The sequence below is a fragment of the Vibrio cionasavignyae genome, assembly GCF_050337155.1.
Taxonomy (GTDB): Bacteria; Pseudomonadota; Gammaproteobacteria; order Enterobacterales; family Vibrionaceae; genus Vibrio; species Vibrio nomapromontoriensis.
The window spans coordinates 115064-137380 of record NZ_JAKJSR010000017.1 but is presented as its reverse complement, the minus strand read 5'-3'; the positions used below and the strand labels follow the sequence as shown (position 1 = coordinate 137380).

20 protein-coding genes, 1 other RNA gene and 1 riboswitch are annotated in these 22317 nt (G+C 42.9%); of the genes, 10 read left to right on the top strand and 11 right to left on the bottom strand.

Translation table 11 applies throughout. The features are described 5' to 3' along the window. The first annotated feature begins 70 nt into the window (after positions 1 to 70). Both L4D74_RS14065 and L4D74_RS14060 read left to right on the top strand, forming a co-directional pair. Positions 71 to 880 (top strand): phosphate/phosphite/phosphonate ABC transporter substrate-binding protein, encoded by an 810-nt coding sequence (locus tag L4D74_RS14065; RefSeq protein WP_428752706.1) that lies wholly within the window; start codon positions 71 to 73, stop codon positions 878 to 880. A 46-nt stretch (positions 881 to 926) separates the two neighbouring features. Beyond that, positions 927 to 2714 (top strand): HAMP domain-containing hybrid sensor histidine kinase/response regulator, encoded by a 1788-nt coding sequence (locus L4D74_RS14060; protein WP_428752705.1) that lies wholly within the window; start codon positions 927 to 929, stop codon positions 2712 to 2714. Between the two features lie 72 nt (positions 2715 to 2786). Here the strand turns inward: L4D74_RS14060 and ribB are convergent, their stop codons facing one another. Continuing rightward, on the bottom strand, positions 2787 to 3449 hold the full coding sequence (gene ribB / locus L4D74_RS14055) for a 3,4-dihydroxy-2-butanone-4-phosphate synthase (protein ID WP_428752703.1): 663 nt from the start codon (positions 3447 to 3449) through the stop codon (positions 2787 to 2789). Between the two features lie 195 nt (positions 3450 to 3644). Continuing rightward, positions 3645 to 3794: riboswitch (FMN riboswitch) on the bottom strand. 409 nt (positions 3795 to 4203) lie between these two features. Between ribB and L4D74_RS14050 the strand changes: the two genes are divergently transcribed. Further along, positions 4204 to 4728, top strand: coding sequence for a GNAT family N-acetyltransferase (locus L4D74_RS14050; protein ID WP_428752702.1), 525 nt, complete (start codon positions 4204 to 4206; stop codon positions 4726 to 4728). Here L4D74_RS14050 and L4D74_RS14045 read toward each other — a convergent pair. After that, the gene (locus L4D74_RS14045; protein WP_428752700.1) at positions 4725 to 5330 is read right to left on the bottom strand and encodes a DedA family protein; all 606 of its coding nucleotides are present in this window, start codon (positions 5328 to 5330) and stop codon (positions 4725 to 4727) included. The two genes, L4D74_RS14050 and L4D74_RS14045, sit on opposite strands and share 4 nt — an antisense overlap. 111 nt (positions 5331 to 5441) lie before the next feature. Next, on the bottom strand, positions 5442 to 7652 hold the full coding sequence (locus L4D74_RS14040) for an endo-1,4-beta-xylanase (RefSeq protein WP_428752698.1): 2211 nt from the start codon (positions 7650 to 7652) through the stop codon (positions 5442 to 5444). 375 nt (positions 7653 to 8027) lie between these two features. On the opposite strand from L4D74_RS14040, the gene L4D74_RS14035 reads away from it, so the two are divergent. Further along, positions 8028 to 8453 (top strand): phosphate-starvation-inducible protein PsiE, encoded by a 426-nt coding sequence (locus tag L4D74_RS14035; protein ID WP_428752696.1) that lies wholly within the window; start codon positions 8028 to 8030, stop codon positions 8451 to 8453. Positions 8454 to 8746: 293 nt separating this feature from the next. On the opposite strand, the gene L4D74_RS14030 is transcribed toward L4D74_RS14035, so the two are convergent. The 4 genes from L4D74_RS14030 to smpB form a co-directional block, all read right to left on the bottom strand. After that, positions 8747 to 10048: a type II toxin-antitoxin system HipA family toxin gene (locus tag L4D74_RS14030; RefSeq protein ID WP_428752695.1), complete on the bottom strand. Its 1302-nt coding sequence runs from the start codon at positions 10046 to 10048 to the stop codon at positions 8747 to 8749. Further along, on the bottom strand, positions 10048 to 10296 hold the full coding sequence (hipB, locus tag L4D74_RS14025) for a type II toxin-antitoxin system antitoxin HipB (RefSeq protein WP_065740598.1): 249 nt from the start codon (positions 10294 to 10296) through the stop codon (positions 10048 to 10050). Before hipB ends, L4D74_RS14030 begins: the two co-directional genes overlap by 1 nt. 312 nt (positions 10297 to 10608) lie before the next feature. Beyond that, positions 10609 to 10975, bottom strand: a transfer-messenger RNA (tmRNA) gene (ssrA, locus tag L4D74_RS14020). A 68-nt stretch (positions 10976 to 11043) separates the two neighbouring features. Next, positions 11044 to 11529, bottom strand: coding sequence for an SsrA-binding protein SmpB (gene smpB, locus L4D74_RS14015; RefSeq protein WP_265674491.1), 486 nt, complete (start codon positions 11527 to 11529; stop codon positions 11044 to 11046). A 175-nt stretch (positions 11530 to 11704) separates the two neighbouring features. Here smpB and L4D74_RS14010 point away from each other — a divergent pair, with 175 nt between their 5' ends. Next, positions 11705 to 12133, top strand: a complete 429-nt coding sequence (locus tag L4D74_RS14010; protein WP_428752693.1) for an SRPBCC family protein — start codon at positions 11705 to 11707, stop codon at positions 12131 to 12133. A gap of 1 nt (position 12134) precedes the next feature. Then, positions 12135 to 12443 carry an RnfH family protein gene (locus L4D74_RS14005; RefSeq protein ID WP_428752691.1) on the top strand — a complete coding sequence of 103 codons (309 nt, stop codon included), beginning with the start codon at positions 12135 to 12137 and terminating at the stop codon, positions 12441 to 12443. A gap of 52 nt (positions 12444 to 12495) precedes the next feature. Here the strand turns inward: L4D74_RS14005 and bamE are convergent, their stop codons facing one another. From bamE to nadK, 3 genes are all read right to left on the bottom strand, one after another. Further along, on the bottom strand, positions 12496 to 12855 hold the full coding sequence (bamE, locus tag L4D74_RS14000; protein WP_428752689.1) for an outer membrane protein assembly factor BamE: 360 nt from the start codon (positions 12853 to 12855) through the stop codon (positions 12496 to 12498). A gap of 158 nt (positions 12856 to 13013) precedes the next feature. After that, the gene (gene recN, locus L4D74_RS13995; RefSeq protein WP_428752687.1) at positions 13014 to 14678 is read right to left on the bottom strand and encodes a DNA repair protein RecN; all 1665 of its coding nucleotides are present in this window, start codon (positions 14676 to 14678) and stop codon (positions 13014 to 13016) included. Between the two features lie 176 nt (positions 14679 to 14854). Next, positions 14855 to 15739, bottom strand: coding sequence for an NAD(+) kinase (nadK, locus tag L4D74_RS13990; protein ID WP_250618310.1), 885 nt, complete (start codon positions 15737 to 15739; stop codon positions 14855 to 14857). A 151-nt stretch (positions 15740 to 15890) separates the two neighbouring features. Between nadK and grpE the strand changes: the two genes are divergently transcribed. The 4 genes from grpE to dnaJ all read left to right on the top strand — a co-directional run bounded on the left by grpE (position 15891) and on the right by dnaJ (position 21702). After that, positions 15891 to 16493, top strand: coding sequence for a nucleotide exchange factor GrpE (grpE, locus tag L4D74_RS13985; protein WP_428752685.1), 603 nt, complete (start codon positions 15891 to 15893; stop codon positions 16491 to 16493). A 275-nt stretch (positions 16494 to 16768) separates the two neighbouring features. Further along, positions 16769 to 18043, top strand: a complete 1275-nt coding sequence (locus L4D74_RS13980; RefSeq protein WP_428752684.1) for a dicarboxylate/amino acid:cation symporter — start codon at positions 16769 to 16771, stop codon at positions 18041 to 18043. A gap of 275 nt (positions 18044 to 18318) precedes the next feature. Then, positions 18319 to 20226, top strand: a complete 1908-nt coding sequence (gene dnaK / locus L4D74_RS13975; RefSeq protein WP_428752682.1) for a molecular chaperone DnaK — start codon at positions 18319 to 18321, stop codon at positions 20224 to 20226. Between the two features lie 339 nt (positions 20227 to 20565). Then, complete coding sequence (gene dnaJ, locus L4D74_RS13970; RefSeq protein ID WP_250618314.1) at positions 20566 to 21702, top strand: molecular chaperone DnaJ; 1137 nt, start codon at positions 20566 to 20568, stop codon at positions 21700 to 21702. A gap of 162 nt (positions 21703 to 21864) precedes the next feature. On the opposite strand, the gene L4D74_RS13965 is transcribed toward dnaJ, so the two are convergent. Then, positions 21865 to 22284: a type IV pilin protein gene (locus L4D74_RS13965; protein ID WP_428752679.1), complete on the bottom strand. Its 420-nt coding sequence runs from the start codon at positions 22282 to 22284 to the stop codon at positions 21865 to 21867. Positions 22285 to 22317 lie beyond the last annotated feature (33 nt).

Below are 22317 nucleotides of genomic sequence, written 5' to 3'. Positions count from 1 at the left end.
GGAATAGAAAATTGCCTATTGGTCAATAACATCTAGTATTTTTATAATGACCCAATGGAGATAATAGCTAATGAAACTATCAGTTATCGTAATGTGTTCTGCTCTCTTGCTTAGTAGTTATAGTTACGCTAAAGAAACCCTCATTTTTGGGATCGTCCCTCAGCAGTCTGCAAGTAAACTCGCGTCACAATGGATCCCTTTAATGAATTACTTATCGGAAGAAACAGGGACGACGATCCAATTTGCCACAAAGCCCTCGATTCCTGAATTTGAACAGGAATTGGTTGAAGGCGTGTATGACATTTCGTATATGAATCCCTATCACTACACGGTGTTTAGTCGTGAAGGCGGTTATGAGGCGATTGCGAAAGCCAAAAATAAATTGATTAAAGGTATTGTTGTGGTTCGTAAAGACAGCGAAATTCAATCCATGGAGGAGTTCGCTGGAAGTCAATTGGCTTTTCCTGCTCCTGCAGCATTTGCTGCTAGTGTGTTAAGCCGCGGTTATCTTAGTCAAAATGATATCGACATTACACCTGTGTACGTTCGTTCACACGATTCTGTTTATTTAAATGTCGCGAAAGGTTTATTTCCCGCTGGTGGTGGGGTGAGACGAACGTTTAAAGCAATGGATCCAGAAGTGACCGATCAACTAAGAATTTTATGGGAGAGTAAGGGTTACACCCCTCACGCCATTGCAGTGAGTGCAACGATGCCTAAGGCGTTAAAAGAGAAATTACAACAGGCATTGATCAAGCTTGATCAGACGAACCCTGAATTATTGGAGCCACTTAAGATTCAGGGCTTCGTGGCGGCTCAAGACTCTGATTGGGATGATGTACGGGAGTTGGCTCTTAATGTTGATCTAAGTACAAAGTGAACAATTAGCGATGAAGTTTCGTACCAAAATGATTATTGGAGTCGCCATGATAGAGGCGGTTTTTTTGATTGTTTTGGTTTTTTACGCCATGAGTTTTTTGGCTGAATCGAATGCCGATTTATTTCAAAATAAAATGGCCGCCACTCTGTCATTGCTTAAGCAAAGCTCTATTGACGCCCTGTTGACGTACGATATTGCTAGGCTGACTAGTATTGCTCGCGATGTACTTGTCGACCCTGATGTAGTTTATGTAAAAATGTACATTGGAGAGACAGAGGTGGTCGCCGTTGGAGAAGTGCTTAGCACACACTTACATCAGGCTAAGGACTATTATTTTAGAACTCTCGATATTGACTTTGAAAACAATTATATCGGTCGCCTTGAATTGATGTTTGATGGACGACGGATTACTGAAGTCGTAAGAAGCTCGGGCATATACCTCGGTGGGATTGCGGTCATCGAAATCTTATTTGTTGCGCTTGCCTCGTTACTTTTCGGTTGGACGTTAACAAAGGATCTGCACAAAATTACGCGTGCGAATCGTGAGATTGAACGTAAAGGCCCTGGTCATCGAGTTGAACATCATAATAAAGATGAAATAGGGCAAGTCATCGATGCGTTTAACAGCATGTCTACTGCAATGCATAAGCAGTATGAAGAGTTGCAGCGATCTCAAGATCAAGCGTTAGCTGCAAACCAGGCCAAAGATGATTTTTTAGCTCTAATAAGCCATGAAATACGCACTCCGCTCAATGGCATTCTTGGTATGTCTAAATATATGGAGTCTGAGCTTACTGGGGAGCCTAAGAAAAACTGTAAAATCATTAATGACTCGGGCGAGCATTTAATGTCCATTCTTAATGATATTTTAGACTTTTCAAAAATAGAGCAAAATAAATTAGAGCTTAACCTCTCTCCATTTAATATGCTCGCTACCGCTCAGTTGACCCAAAGTTTCTACAAACCACAGTGCACAGAGAAGAACATCCAGTTGTACCTTGAAAATGAGATCCCCAACAATATTGAGTGGCTGGGAGATGAATCTAGAATAAAACAAATCGTCTTTAATTTGATGAGTAATGCCATAAAGTTTACAGATAAAGGTAGTGTGATATGCCGTCTAACATGGCGGGAATCGCCATCAGAATTGACGATAGAAATTAAAGACACAGGGGCAGGGATCGCTGACGATAAAATCGCGTTGATTCTCGATCCTTTTGTCCAAGCCGATAATACGATTACCAGAGACTATGGGGGGACAGGACTTGGGTTATCTATTGTTAGTAAGTTGGTTGAAAAAATGGCAGGAACGATAAACATCACCAGTCAAATTGATATTGGTAGTGTTTTTACTGTGAAACTTCCATTGTCATTTGAAGTAAACAAATTGTCTTCAAGTGTATTAACGGGACAGACAAACAAGCTAGAGGATGTGAATTGGCGTCCGCCGGAAGGGAGCCGAGTGTTGCTGGTGGACGATAATAAAGTCAACCTTATCGTTGGGAAAAAATGGTGTGAAAAAATTGGTTTTACGGTTGATGTAGCAAACAATCACCGTGAAGCGATGGAGTGTCTCAGCGCAACGTCGTACTACTGCATGTTAATTGATAATCATATGCCAGAAGTGTCCGGCATCGAGCTGATACAAAAAATGGTCATAGAAAAAGATAATCTAGTTATTTTTGGTTGGACTGCAGATCTAACGGCCGAAACTCATAGGGCGTTCATTCAGGTTGGCGCTAGAGGAGTCGTAGTGAAACCGCTCAACGTACAAAACTTCACTCAGGTAGTAATTAATACGTTGAAAAAAATGCAGCGTTCAAGTGAAGGTTAGCAATATAGTGCTCTCTAATACGTAAGAGAGCACTAAGCTATTAATGATGCTGATATCGACGAAATAGATTAATTACGCTGATTTTTCCGTTGTCGCTAAACGGTATTGAACCATATCTTCAATGGTCAATACGGGCATATTGTGCACCTTGCCAAACTCGACAATTTCAGGTGCTTTTGCCATTGTTCCATCTGGGTTAGTGACTTCACACAATACACCGAATGGCGATAATCCTGCCATTTGCATAAGATCAATCGTGCCTTCAGTGTGGCCGCGGCGAGTAAGGACTCCGCCTTTACGAGCTCTTAGTGGGAACACGTGTCCTGGTCTGGCAAGATCTTCGGGTCTCGCTTGTTGAGCACACGCTGTTTTGATTGTCGTGACACGATCTGCAGCCGAAACGCCGGTCGTGACACCCACTTTCGCTTCAATTGAAACCGTGAAGGCGGTTTGGTTAGCGCTGTTATTGTTGGTGACCATAGGTGGTAGGTCGAGCTGTTTTGCTTGCTCATCGTTGATACATAGGCAAACAATACCACTGCCTTCGCGAATCATCAGCGCCATTTGTTGATTGGTTAAGTGATCAACTGAACAAATAATATCGCCTTCATTCTCGCGATCTTCATCATCGAGTAGCAGTACACCACGGCCTTCGCGTAACGCAGCAAGAGCAATTTCTACGCGTTCTAGCGGCGTGCCAAATTCGGATAGTAGTGAGGTTTGGTTCTGATTCATGGTAATACTCCAAGTTTAAAATACCAGAATCAGGGCATTGGTATGGGGACCTTAAAGGATCCAAAAGATATCCGAGAGCGGCTGTCATTGCGGTAAACGCAATACAGCCACTCTCTATACCCACACGTGACGCAGTGTGGCGCACACCTCTACTCGTCTACACGAAATCGTGTATAGAGAAGTGGTTGTGGGTATATTTATCCTCTCCCATCCGGACTATGACCGTCGGCTCTGGAGTTTCACCAGATCTGCTGACCCTAACTCCTAAGGGGTTAGGCGCTCGCGGGCTTATCAATAGAATGACTTACCGCCGGTGGGGAATTTCACCCCGCCCTGAGAATAAAATGAATGTCTTAATGACGAGCAAATGGTAGCGATTTTTTGTCAATTTGAAAAGAAGTAAGGCGTTTATTATTGAACTCAGCATGTTTTGCTTTATTAGTCCGTGCGATCACGATGATTTATTCATCACATGTCAAGCGAGGGCATTGGATGTTTCTCTGAAGTACGATAACCCTCTACTTTTTTAAAGGTTGGAGGTGAATCCTACATCACAGGGAAGCCAAATAGCCCTTCCTGTCCTACACTGACTTGCTAGCCATGTAGTAATTGCTGAATGAAAGAACAGATTAGAAAGGAAGACATATATTTTTGGAACCTAGCATTGAATTGGTTATCTAAAAGCGAAGATAAGAGTAGCAGTATTGATGTCTTTTCACAGTATGCTGGCTGACCTGAATTTAAAGAGAATAGAATGGAATTTACGCTAGAAACCGAACGACTGATTTTAAGAGATTTTCAACTTGGTGATATTGAGGCTTGGCTTAACATAACGTCACATCCAAGATATCAAACATTTTACCCCAAAGAAGAGTGTTCGCCAGAATTTAATGCCCATTTACTCGAGATGTTTGTCGAGCAGTCACAGCAAGTCCCTCGAACGAGGTTTCAGCTAGTTATTGAAGGAAAAGAAAGTCATCAGGTAATCGGTACTGCCGCTTTTCGTCTAGAAGCCGATAACCGAGCGTCGATTGGTTTTGGTCTTGCTGTCGATCGGCAAGGTCGAGGTATCGCCGTTGAAGCGATGTCAGCGCTCATGAAATTCGGTATCCAGCATTTTCCTCTTACTTCTATTTTTGCTGAAACGCGCAAGGGAAATGAAGCTGCGATTGCGGTTTGTCAGCGATTAGGGTTAGAGACAGTCAATGGGCAACTATCTCACGCTGATGAAATGGATCTCGTACGTTTAGAGCTCACTATTAAAGAGCCTGAGTACTAATTGGCTCGCGATTTCCTTTTCAATAGCCCGATAATGAAAAGGAAAAATAAACTCGCGGTCACAAGCCAAACGGACAGTCTATGCGATCGATAGAGCTGCTCTATTTGTTGTAGATGATCGAAGGCAAAATGCGTAAGTAAGCTAAATACTGCCACCCATATGCTTGTCGCGATGGCGTTACCGATGAGAAATTCATGTCGAGGCATTTTGGCTATCCCACAAGCTAGTGGCATGAACTGTTTCATGCCCTCCACAAAGCGACTAATAATAAGGCATGCGGGACCGTAGCGTTGAACGGTGTTTTGAAGCCGTTGCATTTTGGGACCGGAGATATAACCTTTTTTGTCGAGCCAGCCTTCAAAGTGATAACCAATTAGATAGCCACAAGTGTTACCTATAAAGCCACTTAACCAAGATATCGCGATAATGAGTGATAGGTTCATCAGGTGCTGTGACGACAGGATAGATGCCGCAATCATGAGTGACTGGCCGGGCATAGGAATGCCCATTCCTTCAAGGAATATACTGACGATTAAAGCCAAGTAGCCATAATGCTCTAGCAGAGGCTTCATCGTTAATAAAAGATCGTTGATGTGCTGCAAATTAGAGCCTATCCGATGATATTCATATCTTTGATAATTACTCCTATTAACGGAGTAAGTCAATTAACGAAAGGCAGACCTATATGATGACAAAAGCAGGCAATGGCGCCGCTATTTAGCTACTAATTTGGTCAAGTGTTCCCCCAAATAAGATAAATTGACACCAGGGATGGAGTACAACTGGTAGTTGCGACCTAGCCCGTCATTATTGGCCAATGCGATATTCCATAGGAACTCATCACCCTTTTTCACTTCAGAATTCAGCTCGATTGCGAATATCAACTTAGTCCCGTCTTGATTCCATCTTGCGTAGTAGCTTTTCGAGTAGACTGTTTTTTCAAAACCCTGACCAATAACTGTTCGAAACTGTGTCATCGATTCTTGAGCATTCTGGAGGAAAACTTCTACATTATCATTGAGGTAGCTGGGTTGCTCTGAAGTGATAGTGATTGGGTCGTGTCTTTCTACGATGCCATATAGCCAGTTCTCATGATAACCCACCCCCCAGTTGCCAGACACACTATCATCAGCGGCAATAGTCAGATCGTGTCGATCAAGCTGATTGTATGAAAAACTATATCGAGTGACTTCTTGCCATACAGGATCACTGGCGTTCATCGGCGCGCTTGATAATAATTTAGCCTGAAAAGGGGAAGGTTGCGAGATGGGCATATGTGGAGCCACGGCATAAAGGCCATCAAAAAATAGCTCGGCTAGGTCAGGATCTTTCGATGGTTCTGGCGATGTTAAAACAGGATACAGTTTCCTGGCAGGCTCATCGGCTTCTTTTGGCTGGGCAAGAGCGATATTAAAACCAAGGGTTTCGCCGAGTAAGCTTTGATAGAGCGGGATCTCTATTGTGAAGTCGACTTTATCCCCAGAAGAACTCCAGTTAGTCGTTATGAGCCCTACATACCCAGGGGAGGTGAGAGGTTCGCCATGGTTAGCGTTAAATTGCCATAGCTTGCCACCAATATTAAGCGATACTTCAAGTCGAATACGTGATGGGGAGAGGCTTTGATACTGCGCTTGACCGATCAAAATATTGTTGTGATAACCCATCGCCCACTTGGCGTTAGACAGGCTTTGGGATGGAAGTCTTTGATCCGCTACTCCCGCTTGATTAAAGGCAAAAGGGTAAAAAACTACTTTATCTTGGTCAACGTCTAGGGAGGGTAATGCTTTAGCGGTAAAGGGTTGAATGTAACGTTGATTGGTATCAAAACCGGTTGACGGTGTATAATCTAACTGTCCCATGGAAGCATCAAGAAAAACGCTCTGAACGGCTGCATACGCAGGTTTTGGTTGGTAATTTTTACTCAGTAGTAATGGTCGACCATAATCTGGATACCACTTAGGGATCCATGAATATCTATCGGTGACTCCCCATGTGGTAAGCATATCAACATCAGGGTAGTGAGCGGCCAATTTAGCGAGTACTTCATAGTGTTTAGCTTGGTTGTGAAGTGCGGAGGCACCTTGTTTTTTCCCAATTCTTACATCTACTTCAGTAAAGTGAGTTTTAAGCCCTAATTTTGAGTATCGTTCAATGTTTTTTGCAATGGAACTATCACTAATATAGTCGTCGGCATTTAAATGTAACTGAGTGCCCACCCCGTGAACAGGAACCCCTTTTTCAACCAGTTTTTTAATATGTCGATAAACGGCGTTGGACTTTGGTGACATACCTTCGGTGGAATAGTCATTATAAAATAGCAACGCATCAGGGTCTGCCTCATGAGCCCAGCGAAAAGCCATTTCAATATAGTCCTCACCCAATGTGCGATACCAGATACTGTCACGCAGTAATCCACTATCGGTAAAGGCTTCGTTCACCACATCCCAATAGGCGACTCTACCTCTATAATGGCCGACAACCGTCTTAATATGCGTTTCTAAAATTGAGCTGAGCTCTCGCTTTGACCATGTCTTTTTCGTTAACCAGTAAGGATTGTTAACGTGCCACACAAGAGTGTGACCTTTAACGGTCATGTCATTCTTTTGAGCAAATTTTACTATCTTATCGGCTTTATCAAATTTGAAGGAGCCGCGCTTTGGTTGCAGGTAGGAAAACTTCATTTCGTTTTCAGGTGTTATTTGAGAAAACTCACGAGCCAGCACTTCGGTAAAGTTGGGATATTTAAGCTGTTCACTCTGTACTGCTGCACCGATCAAAACGTTTCCGTCTTTAGCTATGGTCTTTAAGGGGAGTGATGAGCGAAGTTGTACATTAGCGAGAACCTCATTTTCCTCTTTCGTTGCTTGCGAAACACAGCCAACTAACACAGAAATAAAAGTGATGATGATGAACAGTTTTTGCATATTGAGTTCCAATATAAATTTGCTTGTGTGATTTTTCCTTATACGAAGTGACCAAGGACAGGCATGAATAACTCGTCATGCCATGTCTAGATGTTACGTGAATCCCAATATTGTAGGCGATGATGAGTGCCTAACTACTGTCACTAATGTTTCACACGAATCAATCACTTGGACGATATTAGACTAGAACAGAATATCGAATTTCAAATAAATTAATGAAGTTTAGGTGTGAGCTTGCTGGTATGTGCGAGGTGCTGTTGATGTCGCGATGTGACGAATTGAGTAACCAATGTAAAGACGATATTTGTAGATAGCGCGAGTTGGTCTGATGCATGCTATTGTAGAAGTTAGAATTATTATTATTGAAGATTGATTATGCCTTCTCACTTACCCAAATCTTTTAGTAAACCTTTTCTTAAAGTCTTTCATGTCATGGAGGCGGTACTCTTAGTGGCCATCACGCTTGCGACTTTGTTTGCCATGATGGAAGAGTTTATGCACGTCTTTACCGAGCGTCGGGTTCAATTGACCGACATTCTATTGATGTTCATCTATCTTGAAGTTCTTGCGATGGTTCAGCAGTTTGTTGTGAACGGAAAAATCCCAGTTCGTTACCCAATTTACATTGCTATGATGGCGATCGCTCGTTACATCACCTTAGGTATGAAGGAGCTAGATGCCGTTTTAATTGTTTGGTTATCTGTCGCGGCCTTTATTTTAGCTGCCGCAACCTTATTGATTCGAGTAGGGCATCATTACTGGCCTTACGTGGATATAAGAACAAAAGAGCCGGATGAGTAGGGTGAACAATGGCTCACGAGCTATAGTTGTAAGTTGTTTTTAGTACCAGCAGTTAGTACTAAAAACAAAACCCTTGTAGATATAAATACAAAAAGGGCGATAACTCAAAGAGTTATTGCCCTTTCCAAACGTTTGGTGGGCTGGCGGGAGTTGAATGGTTACCTCATTGCTATAATATTCAATGATTTAAAACGTTCGTTTTAATTTAGTGTTACATCAATTTCCTACTGAAAAAGGAACTGAACCCGCGTCCGCTTATGTTAATTATTCCTGATAATTCTGGTTTTATATAGCTAAATCTTCTTAACTATTTTCTGAGTATTCTCAAAAATTGAGTCGACGATATGCTCAGGAAAGCCCTTAGGCAATGTAGCACTTACTTGTAACATTGCCTTAGGTAAGGCATCTTTTATTTCATCAATTATCTCTTGCATCGTGTCTTGATTAAAGTTTACATCTTTAGCTGTATCCAAAAAGTGACGAGGCAGGATTTTACTGATTTCATACTTCTTGCCTTTTGTTGCTTTCAATCCCATTGCCAGCTTTAGCTTTCTGATATTGAGCCCTTTTCCCCCCAGCAGTGGGTAGGCTGACAAAATATCGTAGAATGGAGTGAGTCTGTAGCTGCCTCCTTTATCAATATAGATAGAAAAGTTTTTAGCATGCCCATCTGTAGCGCCAATGAGCCATTGAAATACTTGGAACCTCATGAAGTTATATCGATCTTCTAGAGCATTACTTGACCCCATTAACAACTCCATGATCTGAGCTATGCCAGGGCCACCTTGAGATTCGTACTTAATGGATGATGGCATACCAAATACTTGGCAGATATCTTCCTGAGGTAAGCGTAGCAAGCCTGCTCTGTCTTTTGTCCAGCGTCTATCAAAGCGTTCTACAGCTAAAGCTTTAATGTTGTCTGTTTTGATTATATTGATGTTGGGAACTGCAAACCCCAGAGCTCTAGCTAACTCAATACAAAGGTACTCGTTTTCTACGCTATCTTTGAGATCTAGGGTCGCGTTGGCTTGTTGTATTTCGCCTATTGGCAGTTTGATGATGTGAGTAGTGGGTGTGTTTCCTTTCGGTATACACCATTGCTCATCAACAAATAGTAGAGCCGTTTTCTCTTGAGCACCTGCTACGGAGATTCTAAAGTCCTCTTCTTCTTCGAGCATCCCGAGCGGGATATCAGACTTGTATGCAGAAAGAACAGTTTCTAGTTTTTTGTCATCTAGGACTTCGTAGCTAAGTGGTTCTTTTTTATAAGGGAGTTCTGGAGGAAGTAAAGCAATCGCACCAACACTGTCCTTTCCGATTTCTTTTAGGAGATCAAATGGTTGCTTGGATGAGGCTTTGTATCTTGAAACGATCCTATCTCTGACTTGAGGGCTGTCTGGTAAGAGATTGTCAAAATAGTTTATAACGGCATCGGAAGTGATAGCTGGTAATTGAAGTTTTAAAGACAATGATAGTGGTCGAGTTACCGCATTGGTTAACCAGTTTTTATCATATTGAAAAGTGTGAGCACCATTCTTATGTTTCTCTAGAGTACCAACAAGTTCACCATTCATGTATGCGATTAGCTTTTGCATTACCAACTCTCATCATCATTTTCATTTAACGAAGCTACCTGTGATTTCTCTTGGATACTCAATGTTAGATCCATTGCCTGGGCAAGCTTAAAGAAGGTAGAAAGCGTTGTTTTGTTTGGGTTGTTCTCGAAGTTCGAGATCGTCGCTTGTTTGATACCGACTTTTTTTGCTAGTTCTGATTGTGTCCATCCATTCTTTTGACGTATCAGTAGCATCATGTCTGCTAATTGCTTTGGACTATATATCATTTGTTCCAGCTCTCTATAGAGTTAAGGTGCACCTTCAAGATATTTAATTATCCCTTAGTGAGGGTAGTTAAAAGTATATCCCCACAAGAGGATAAAGTCTACGTTATCCCCACAAGAGGGTAAAGCCTGCATTATCCCCACTAAGGGATGGTTGAAGGTGTATCCCTTGTTGGGGATATTAAGTAATCTTAAGGGGCATAAGAAGCTGAGGAGCAGCAGTATCTAATGAAATACTGAGTTATTTATTGATTTTGTGTTTTTTAGATACAAAAAGGGAGGTAAATCATTGATTTACCTCCCTTTCCAAACGTTTGGTGGAGCTGGCGGGAGTTGAACCCGCGTCCAGAAATCATTCATCATTGGTACTACATGCTTAGTCGATCTTTAAATTCACCAAGTACCTGCGAACCGACACGCTAGTAAATGACTATCCTGAATTAAATTTCGAACTTCATCTCTCAGGCGGGAGAATCCGATCTAGCTAGTTTGGGTTTGACTCTTTGTTGTTCCCCGTCTTACAAGCGGAAGCTAGGGCAAAGAGGCTCTCAGCAGGTTATTAAGCTGCTAGTGCGTAGTTTTCGTCGTTTGCGACTATTTTTTTGCGGCTTTTTACGTGGCCAACCGCCCCACGGCATGCACCTCAGACTTCAAAATTCCTGTCGAATCCTAAATCAGCCCCAAGTGTTATTTTTCATAGTACCAGAAAAGCTAAGCCTGTCTAGTAGTTGAAAGTTCAAGTGGTTAAGATTAGCGCAAGTTACTCTTCATAACTCGTGCTTTGTCTCTTGCCCAGTCTTTTTCTTTTAAATCTTCGCGTTTATCGTGCAGTTTTTTACCTTTAGCAACGCCGACTTTGAGTTTCGCCCAAGAGCGAGACCAATACAAAGAGAGCGCAACTAGCGTCATACCTTCGCGATTGACTCTACCAATAAGGTTGTCGAGCTCTCGGCGGCGCATAAGCAGTTTACGCACACGTGTTGGTTCAGCGACTATATGAGTAGAGGCTTGATTTAGCGGGAGAATAGACATACCACTGATGTAGGCTTGGCCATCGCGGATAAAGATGTAGCTTTCGACGATGTTGGCTTTGCCCTGGCGAAGTGATTTGACTTCCCAGCCCTGTAGCTCAATACCAGCTTCGATATCATCTTCAATGTGATATTCGTGGCGAGCCTTTTTGTTTTGCGCGATAGTGTTACTACCCGCTTTATTTTTTGAGTTCTTTTTTACCATAGTGACGCCATTATAAGGTGAGTCTGGAGTTTTAGGAAAGGCTTTTGTTTTCGATAGCTAAATGTATCATGAGTCGTTAGTGCTTTGATATCTTTGTTGGGTTGAGTTGTCAACTTGAGCTAACTCGTAGAACTCAGTAGAATCACCGTTAGCTTTTTATTGTGAGATGTTTTTTATGCAACATGTGACGCGTTCGGCATTGGTAATGTTCAGTGCTGACCAGATGTTTAACTTGGTGAACGATGTTGCCAGTTATCCCGATTTTCTTCCCGGCTGCTCTGGTTCTCGAGTGATTGAGTCTTCTGGAATGGCAATGGTAGCATCGGTTGATGTGTCGAAAGCAGGCATTAGCAAAACATTCACAACAGCGAATACGCTGGTACAAGGCCGTGAAATACTGATGGAATTGGTCGATGGCCCGTTCAAAATGTTAAAAGGGGTTTGGTCTTTTATCCCGCTTGATGAACAAGCGTGTAAAGTTGAGCTTAAGCTTGAATTTGAGTTTTCGAGTAAGATGATAGAGCTCGCGTTTGGAAAAATCTTCCATGATGTAACCAGTAACATGGTGAATTCGTTTACCAAACGCGCCAAAGAGGTGTACTAGTATGAACGTTGATCAACCTCTAATCCATGTTGAGGTCGTTTATGCCTTACCTGAAGAGCAGCGTGTTTTGACTATTGTGGTTAATCACGAGTTGACCGTTGAAGAAATTATCGAGAAATCTGGCGTATTGGACATTTACCCTGAAATTGACCTTAAGGTTAACAAAGTGGGGGTGTTTAGCCGTAACGTTAAGCTTGATGCAACAGTAAGAGATAAAGATAGAATAGAGATCTATCGTCCATTGCTGGCTGATCCAAAAGAAATCCGCCGTAAGCGAGCCGAGCAGGCTAAAGCTGCCAAGTCAGCATGATGGATTGGTCAACGAATAGATAATAAAAAAGCTCGCATTGCGAGCTTTTTTATTAATTTAGGCTTTCGAAAAACTGGTCACTGGCTTCGTAGTCGCCAGAAATGTTCGTCAATGTGCCGGTAGCATCAAAATCGACAACAAGATTGCGCTGAACAGCGTCATCATGCCCTTTGGTTGCATGGTAGATGTAGTACCACGTATTGGGGTAACCATTTTCGATAAGCATCGGTGAGCCAAGAACAAAGCGAACCTGTTCTCTTGTCATGCCAAAGCGTAACTGATCAACGGAATTTTGTTCGACAAAATTCCCCTGATTAATATCAATACGGTAGACGATTTTTTCTATTACCGAACAGCCTGTCAGTAATGTTAAGGCGAGTGGTATTGCTGCCAACCACTTTTTTAATTGCATAGCGTCAATTTACAACTTTGATTTTTTAAACTGCAGAGATAATAAACAAGGATGAAGCAGATGTAAAAACATGTCTGCTTCATTATGTAAAAAGAGCGCTGATTTATGAGTTAGATTACAATCCTTGTTGAAATCTATTGGTTTAGGGAACTAACCCTCTAAGCTGCAATCAGTAGTTCTTTGGCGTTCGCTAGCGTCGACTCTGTAATTTGGCTACCACCAAGTAGGCGAGCCAGTTCACTAATTCGTTCGTTTTCGTTTAGCGCGTACATACTGGTTTCAGTTTTATTGCCTTTAGTATTTTTTGTGACAAACAGTTGGTGGTGCCCATGACCGGCGACTTGAGGCAAATGGGTGACACACAGTACTTGTGTTGATTCCCCTAGTTTTCTTAGCATCTGCCCAACAACAGCCGCAGTTGGACCACTAATTCCGACATCCACTTCATCAAAAATAAGGCTTGGTGTATCTACTTTCTGCGCCGTAATAACCTGAATGGCCAATGATATTCGTGATAGCTCACCACCAGATGCGACTTTGGCGATGGGTTGCATTGGTTGACCCGGGTTGGTTGAGACTAAGAAGATTGTTGTATCCATTCCTGTTGGTGAGGGGTGCTCTGGCTGAAAGCTCACATCAATAGCAAACTTGGCTTTATCCATGCTGAGCTCGTGCATACTTTGCGAGATCAACTTGTTGAGTTCTTTAGCGTAACGACCGCGAGATTTGTTGAGTTTCTCGCATACGCGGACATAGTGCTCAAAAAGGGCGCTGACGTCTTGTTCCTTCGCAGATATTGTTTCATCAGAACAGTCGAGCTGCTCAATTTGATTGAGCAAGCTTTGATGATGTTGATAAAGCTCCTCTGGCAGCACGTGATGCTTGCGAGCAAGCGACATGATTTTAGAAAAGCGTGACTCCACATACGCCATGCGTTGCGGGTCTACGTCGACTTTATCAAGGTAGTCACGTAGCTCAGCGTTTACTTCTTCAATTTGGATCATTGCTTCTTCAAGCATTGCCGGTAAAGGAGTAAGCGTAGTATCAAGCTCTGACAGCTGAATAAGTTTGCTGCTGGCACTTTGCAGTAATGCGAGAGCATTGACATCATCACCCTCGTAAATAATATCAATGGCTTGCTGGCATGAAATTGCAAGTTCGCCGCTGTTTGCTAAGCGCTTGTGCTCTTGTTCAAGTTCTGGAAATTCTAGCTCTTCAATCGCGAGTTCGTTGAGTTCCTTAATTTGATACTCAAGCAGCTGCAATTGAGCCTGGTTATTGGCACTGTTTTCTTTTAGTTTTCTCAATGCAATATCGGCGCTTCGCCAAGTTTGATAACTATTACGGACTTGTTTTTGTAGGGTGGTATGACCGGCATATTGGTCCAGTAATGAAAGTTGATAGTCGCCTTTCATTAGTTGGTGGTGAGCGTGCTGCCCATGAATGTTGATAAGCGTTTGTCCCAAAGATTTAAGTTGGGATAAAGGCACAGGGCTACCATTAATGAAAGCTCGAGAGCGACCTTCTTTGGTAATGCTTCGTCGCAGGATACATTCGGTACCATCATAGAGATCGTTGTCTTCTAACCAACGGGTGGCGTGGACATTATTATCAATCATGAAGGCAGCGGTGACTTCGGTTTTATCTTCGCCGTTGCGAACCGCACCTGCGTCTGAACGTCCGCCCAAACAGAGGCTCAGTGCATCAATCGCGATGGATTTACCTGCGCCAGTTTCTCCGGTAATGGTGGTCATTCCCGTACTGAGTTCTAACTGCAGAGATTTTACGATAGCAAAATTATTAACACTTAGATGAGACAGCATTCTCTTTACCTGTTTATATCAACATTACTGTATATAAGCTCAGTATATACTGTTTCTTTATACAGTAAAGGTGCTGTCTGAATTTTTTATGTGATCAGTCGCGAGTTGCTGAAAATACGATCAAAAAAGCCAGCAATATATTGCTGACTCAATGAATGGGTAGTCAAACCTATGATTTAGAAGAGTTTGCTCGACCAACCTAGCTTGTTTCTCAGGACATGATAGTAGCTGTAATCTTTAGGGTGGATCAGTTTCAAAACGTTAGGGCTTTGGAAAATATGTATTTCATCGCCTGGTGACACAGGCAGTGAAATTTGCCCATCACAACTGACCTCTTGAGTGCCACGGTTATCTGGCGAAACAATGAGTTTGATTCGGCAATTACCGTCGACCACGAGTGGGCGGCTTGAAAGTGTATGAGGGAACATTGGCACCAAAGAGATGGCATTCAGCTTTGCTGAAAGGATTGGCCCGCCGCCGGATAATGAATAAGCGGTTGATCCGGTTGGTGTCGCCACGATCAAGCCATCTGAGCGCTGACTAAATGCAAAAGTGTCGTCGATATAGACTTCAAACTCAATCATATGGGCGACTTGACCTGGGTGAAGTACCGCTTCATTAAGGGCGGCGTTGTGACTTTTTATTTGCCCATGGCGGTGAATTTCAGTTTCAAGCAAGAAACGCTTTTCTTCGATGTACTCCCCTTGCAACACGGCTTCTAACGCTTGCTCGAAGCCTTCAGGGTTGAGATCGGTGAGAAACCCTAAGTTACCACGGTTGACTCCGATGACGGCCACATCAAAGCGTGATAGCACTCTTGCTGCGCCAAGCATATTGCCATCACCACCAACGACGATAGCGAGGTCAGCTTCTCGACCAATACGAACTAGGCTAAAAAAATGCTGTCTGGGAATATCGACAAGAATATCAATCAATCGGTCATCAATAAGGACGTTATAGCCTTTTGATGTAAGCCAATGAAACAATTCTTTATGAGTCTGAATTGCTTTCTGTGCTCGGGGTTTACCTATGATGGCGATCACCTTAAAGGTGTTTTTCATATCACTTCCAAACTTTTAGTGCTTGAATCAAAAATCTTCATCCCCATAATATACCCAAAGTGTTTATATATGCAGTGTTTGGTATGAAATTAATCCAAGTTTCTTACTTGGCTACCATGCATTGACGTGAATCGAGTATTGCGGAGAGACCATGAGCAACGAAGAAAACAAAGTAAATCAAGAAGAACTGCATGCGCAAGACGTAGAAATGCAAGATGCAGACGTGGTTGGTTCTGACGCTGATGTTGAGTGGAATGAAGAATCAGAGCAAGATATTCAAGAAGCTAAGATCGCTCAACTAGAAGCAGCATTGTTGTCTAGCGAAGCTAAAATTAAAGAGCAACAAGATTCTGTACTACGCGCGAAAGCTGAAATGGAAAACATGCGTCGTCGTACTGAGCAAGAAATTGATAAAGCACGTAAATTTGCTTTAAATAAATTCTCAGAAGAGTTATTGCCAGTTATCGATAACTTAGAGCGCGCGATTGCCGCTGCAGATGCTGAAAACGAAGTGGTAAAACCTATCGTTGAAGGGGTCGAGATGACTCACAAAACATTGGTTGACGCGGTCGCTAAATTTGGTTTGAAGGAAATTAATCCTGAAGGCGAGACGTTTAATCCTGAACTTCATCAAGCGATGTCTATTCAAGAAAGCGCGGATCATGAAGCAAATACTGTGATGTTCGTCATGCAAAAAGGTTATGAGCTTAATGGTCGAGTGATCAGACCTGCCATGGTTATGGTGTCGAAATAACGAGTAGAGACAGAAGTCATTAAGACGAGCGTAAAACTCTATTAGTTTATGTATATCAAAGAAATGAAGCCTATTTGGCTTCATTTTTTTTGGTTGTAAATATCAATAACCATGTATCAATTAGGTTTTTGTATTGTTTCATTGAGGTAACAAAATGTAAAATTAATGCTTTATTTTGAACTTCAGATCTGTAAGATGCCCTGAGTTTTCTATTAATAAGAAAGCAAATAACTATAAAAATACAGGGAATCAACACAACATTCTGGAGTCTATGAATGAATAAACCTCTATCCCAAAAGATCTTTATTGGTCTATTTGCCGGTCTACTGATCGGTACTGCAATTCAATACTTGTTCGCTGGTGTTAGTCTTTTTGACCAATACTTGCTTGGTCTCGCGGAAGGCGTTGGCGGCATGTTTGTATCGTTAATTAAACTTCTAGTGGTACCACTGGTTTATGTTTCAATTGTTTGCGGTATTGTTGAACTAAAAGACATCAAATCCTTTGGCCGTTTAGGCGGTAAAACTTTTGCGCTTTATATTCTCAATACTGTAATAGCAATTACGTTTGCACTAACGGTTGGTATGATTGTTCAGCCTGGTGCGGGAGCAAACCTTGGTGGAACCGTTGCCGCTACGGTTGAGCTAACATCAACGACTACACCTGATATCTTCTCTTTGATTACCAACATTGTGCCAAGCAACCCATTCCAAGCGTTTGCTAATGGCGACATGCTGCAGATTATCTTTATGGCTATTTTGACAGGTCTAGCCATTCAAGCTCTAGATAAGAAGGGTGGTCCAGCGATTCGTGCCTTCAAGATGGGCAACGATATCATGATGAAGCTAATTGGCTTGGTGATGAGCTTGGCACCTTATGGCGTATTCGCGCTTATGATTCAGCTTGGTGCAACGCTAGATGCCGGTACATTGGCGTCGGTTGCGGGTTACGTTGCGTTAGTTGTTGGTATCCTTATTCTATGGATATTCATTGTTTACCCAATTATGGTTGGTGCAACAACAAAAGTATCGCCAGCTCAGTTTATGCGTGCGACTCGTGAACAGGTATTGTTCTCGCTATCTACGGCAAGTTCAAACGCGACGATTCCGGTAACAATGCGAACACTGACAGATAAAATTGGTGTTTCTAAATCGGTGGCAGGTTTTGGTGTGCCGTTAGGCGCGACCATGAACATGGCTGGCGTTTCAATTTACATCGCGATTGCGACTATCTTTATTGCTAACGCATTTGGTCAGCCTATCCAAATGGCAGACCTAGTCACAATGGGCTTTACTATCTTGCTGCTATCCATTGGCGCAGGTGGTGTACCTGGTGGTGGCGTAGTGATGATTGGTGTTCTACTTCATCAACTGGGTTTACCACCAGAAGGCCTTGCGATTGTTGCTGCTGTTGACCGCATCAATGATATGTTTTGTACCAGCTCGAATGTAGTGGGTGATACGGCGGTGAATACTATCGTAGCGCACTCTGAAGGTGAGCTTGACTCGGAAGTAGTAAATGAAGCTGCACCCGTTCAAAGCCAAGCATAAGCGCGTAAATAAGAATAACTCCTTAGATAAATACAACGTCGCGAAAGACGTCACAGGAAAAGCGAGTTAAAAAACGGAGCCTTTGTGCTCCGTTTTCGTTTAAATATGAAAAAAAGCGATTTTTTTTGTCCTCTTCCCTTGAAAAGCGCGTTGCTGCCCTTATCTATGGTTCATACAGAAAACAAACCTTTTTGAGTTAGTTTTCCAACTGGCTCTAAGGCCCCGAGTCGGGGCAATAGAAAGCGTAATAATAGAATTTATTCGGAGATAGTCTGATGGGTAAGATCATTGGTATTGATTTAGGTACTACTAACTCATGTGTTGCTGTTCTAGATGGCGACAAACCACGTATACTTGAAAACGCGGAAGGTGAACGCACAACCGCATCGGTTATTGCTTATACAGACGGTGAAACTCTTGTAGGTCAACCTGCAAAACGTCAAGCAGTAACTAACCCAGAAAACACGCTATTTGCGATTAAGCGTCTGATCGGTCGTCGTTTTGAAGATGAAGAAGTTCAGCGTGATATCGAAATCATGCCTTACAAAATCGTTAAGGCTGACAACGGTGATGCATGGGTTGAAGCGAAAGGCCAACAAATGGCTGCACCTCAAGTATCTGCTGAAATCCTGAAAAAAATGAAGAAAACAGCAGAAGACTTCCTAGGTGAAGAAGTGACTGGCGCAGTAATCACTGTTCCTGCTTACTTTAACGATGCACAACGTCAAGCAACAAAAGATGCGGGTCGTATCGCAGGTCTTGAAGTTAAACGTATCATCAACGAACCAACAGCGGCGGCACTTGCTTACGGTCTAGATAAAAAAGGCGGCGATCGCACTATCGCTGTTTATGACCTTGGTGGCGGTACATTTGATATCTCTATCATCGAAATCGATGAAGTTGAAGGCGAGAAAACATTTGAAGTACTAGCAACTAACGGTGACACACACCTTGGTGGTGAAGATTTCGATAACCGTCTAATCAACTACCTAGTTGAAGAATTCCAAAAAGAGCAAGGTATTAACCTTAAGAACGACCCTCTAGCAATGCAACGTGTTAAAGAAGCAGCAGAGAAAGCGAAAATCGAACTTTCTTCTACTTCTCAAACAGACGTAAACCTACCTTACGTAACTGCAGATGCAACTGGTCCTAAGCACATGAACGTTAAAGTGACTCGTGCGAAACTAGAATCTCTAGTTGAAGACTTAGTACAACGTTCTCTTGAGCCGCTAAAAGTTGCTCTAGCAGACGCAGACCTATCGGTAAGCGACATCAACGACGTTATCCTAGTTGGTGGTCAAACTCGTATGCCTATGGTTCAAGCTAAGGTAACTGAGTTCTTCGGTAAAGAGCCACGTAAAGACGTAAACCCTGATGAAGCAGTAGCAATGGGTGCTGCAGTTCAAGGTGGCGTTCTTGCTGGTGACGTGAAAGACGTACTTCTTCTAGATGTAACGCCTCTTTCTCTAGGTATCGAGACAATGGGCGGCGTAATGACGAAGCTTGTTGAGAAGAACACAACGATTCCAACGAAAGCAAACCAAGTTTTCTCTACAGCAGAAGACAACCAAAACGCGGTAACTATCCACGTTTTACAAGGTGAGCGTAAGCAGGCGACTTACAACAAGTCTCTAGGTCAATTCAACCTAGAAGGTATCCAAGCAGCACCACGTGGTACACCGCAAATCGAAGTAACTTTCGACCTTGATGCGGATGGTATCCTACACGTATCTGCGAAAGATAAGTCAACTGGTAAAGAGCAAAAGATCACGATCCAAGCGTCTGGTGGCCTAAGCGACGAAGATATCGAAGCAATGGTTCAAGAAGCGGAAGCAAACAAAGAAGCGGACAAGAAGTTCGAAGAATTGGCTGCGGCACGTAACCAAGCTGACCAAATGATTCACGGTACTCGTAAGCAAGTTGAAGAAGCAGGCGAAGCCCTTCCAGCTGAAGAGAAAGAGAAGATTGAAGCAGCAATCGTTGAGCTAGAAACAGCTCGTAAAGGCGATGACAAAGAAGCGATTGACGCGAAAGTTCAAGCGCTAATGGCTGCAGCACAAAAACTAATGGAAATGGCACAACAACAAGCACAAGGTGCTGATGCAGAAGCTGGTGAACAGCCTAAGCAAGAAGACGATGTTGTTGATGCTGAGTTCGAAGAAGTGAAAGACGAGAAAAAATAATTCTTGTTGCTAGGTAGTTCAGCCTCATGTTTGAGATGCGTATTTTGCCATGCAAACGATGCATCTCTATTCCGAGGTTGGCCCTCTTAGTGTAAAGAATTCGATTATTTGGATTCTTGAAAAGTGATTTATGCGGGCGTTTAGGGTAACCTTCACGCCCGCATGTATGTGAATATTGTCATTCTAGATAAGGAAGTCACGATAATCTGCAGGACCCAGGACCCAGGACCCAGGACCCAGGACCCAGGACCCAGGACCCAGGACCCAAGTTTTTATCTAGAATGATACAACCCAAAAACAGCGCTGGGCTGTTTGTCGAAGTAATTGGTACCAAGCAATATGTCAAAACGTGATTTTTACGAAGTATTAGGTGTAGGTCGTGATGCGTCTGAACGCGATATAAAGAAAACCTACAAACGTCTTGCAATGAAGTATCACCCGGATAGAAACCAAGGTGATGAATCGGCTGCGGATAAATTTAAAGAAGTAAAAGAAGCGTACGAAATCCTTACCGATCCTCAGAAGAAGGCCGCGTATGATCAATATGGTCACGCAGCATTCGAACAAGGCGGCATGGGTGGCGGCGGATTTGGCGGCGGCGCTGGTGATTTCGGTGACATCTTTGGTGATGTATTCGGTGATATTTTTGGCGGTGGACGCCGCGGTCAGTCACGCGCTCAGCGTGGTTCAGATCTGCGTTACAACATGGAACTTTCTCTAGAGGAAGCAGTACGTGGTGTATCAAAAGAAATTGAAGTTCCTACATTGGTTGAGTGTGAACCATGTGACGGTAGTGGCGCGAAGAAAGGCTCATCACCTCAAACTTGTGGTACCTGTCATGGTCACGGCCAAGTTCAGATGCGCCAAGGCTTCTTTGCAGTGCAACAAACCTGTCCAACGTGTAATGGTCAAGGTAAAATCATCAAAGATCCTTGTAATAGCTGTCATGGTCAAGGTCGCGTTCAAAAGTCTAAAACACTGAATGTGAAAATTCCTGCTGGTGTGGATACGGGTGACCGTATTCGTTTATCTGGTGAAGGCGAAGCGGGTGAGCAAGGCGCACCAGCGGGTGATCTTTATGTACAAGTTCATGTTAAAGAGCACCATATCTTTGAACGTGAAGGCAACAACTTGTACTGTGAAGTGCCTGTGAGTTTCGCTCAAGCAGCATTGGGTGGTGAAGTTGAAGTTCCAACATTGGACGGGCGCGTTAACCTAAAAGTGCCAGAAGAGACACAAACAAGTCGTATGTTCCGTATGCGTGGTAAAGGCGTGAAGGGCGTTCGTGGTGGTGGTGTTGGTGATTTAATCGTGAAGCTAGTGATTGAAACGCCAGTAAAATTAAGTGCACGCCAAAAAGAGCTACTACGTGAGTTTGAAGACACCTGTGGCGGCGAGGCTGCAAATAAGCACCAGCCGAAATCGGAAGGTTTCTTCAATGGTGTTAAAAAATTCTTCGATGATCTAACCAGCTAAATTCTGCTGTTAGCGCATTATGGAAGCTCGCCTTGTGGCGAGCTTTTTTGTTTCTGCTATTCTATTTTTCTATGCTTGGACTTGATTTTCAGGGGGAATTATTTCCAGCAACTACTATCTTCAGTAAATACGATTTTCAGTAAGTACTATGCCTAGCCAATACTATTTCCAACAAGCATTTGGTGCGGTCACGCCTTTTGAATTTAAACTCATTTTCCCATCGCTATTTAAACAGCTATCTTTAGTTTGATTACTAGAGGATTGGGCAATAGCCGTAATGGTGTAGGCCGCGGTTGCACCGCTGGTTACGGTGAATTGGTATCGAGTGCTATCAGATGCACATACCAAACACTTGCCTCCAGAGAGGACGCGCTCAAAGTGATAACCAGCATTGTAGTGTCGTTCAAGTTCCAGTTGCATTTCTAGCATGTCACCCAGCGCAATCATCCGATACGCTTCGCGCGTTTGCTGTGTATACGTCGGGTATGCGACAGCGCTTACTACCCCAAGTATGACTAAAGCGATAAGAATTTCGATCAGGGTCAAGCCTATTTGAAAGTGGTTACTTACTTTACATCTCATTTTTTTAACTCAGCCCAACTATCTAATTTTTAT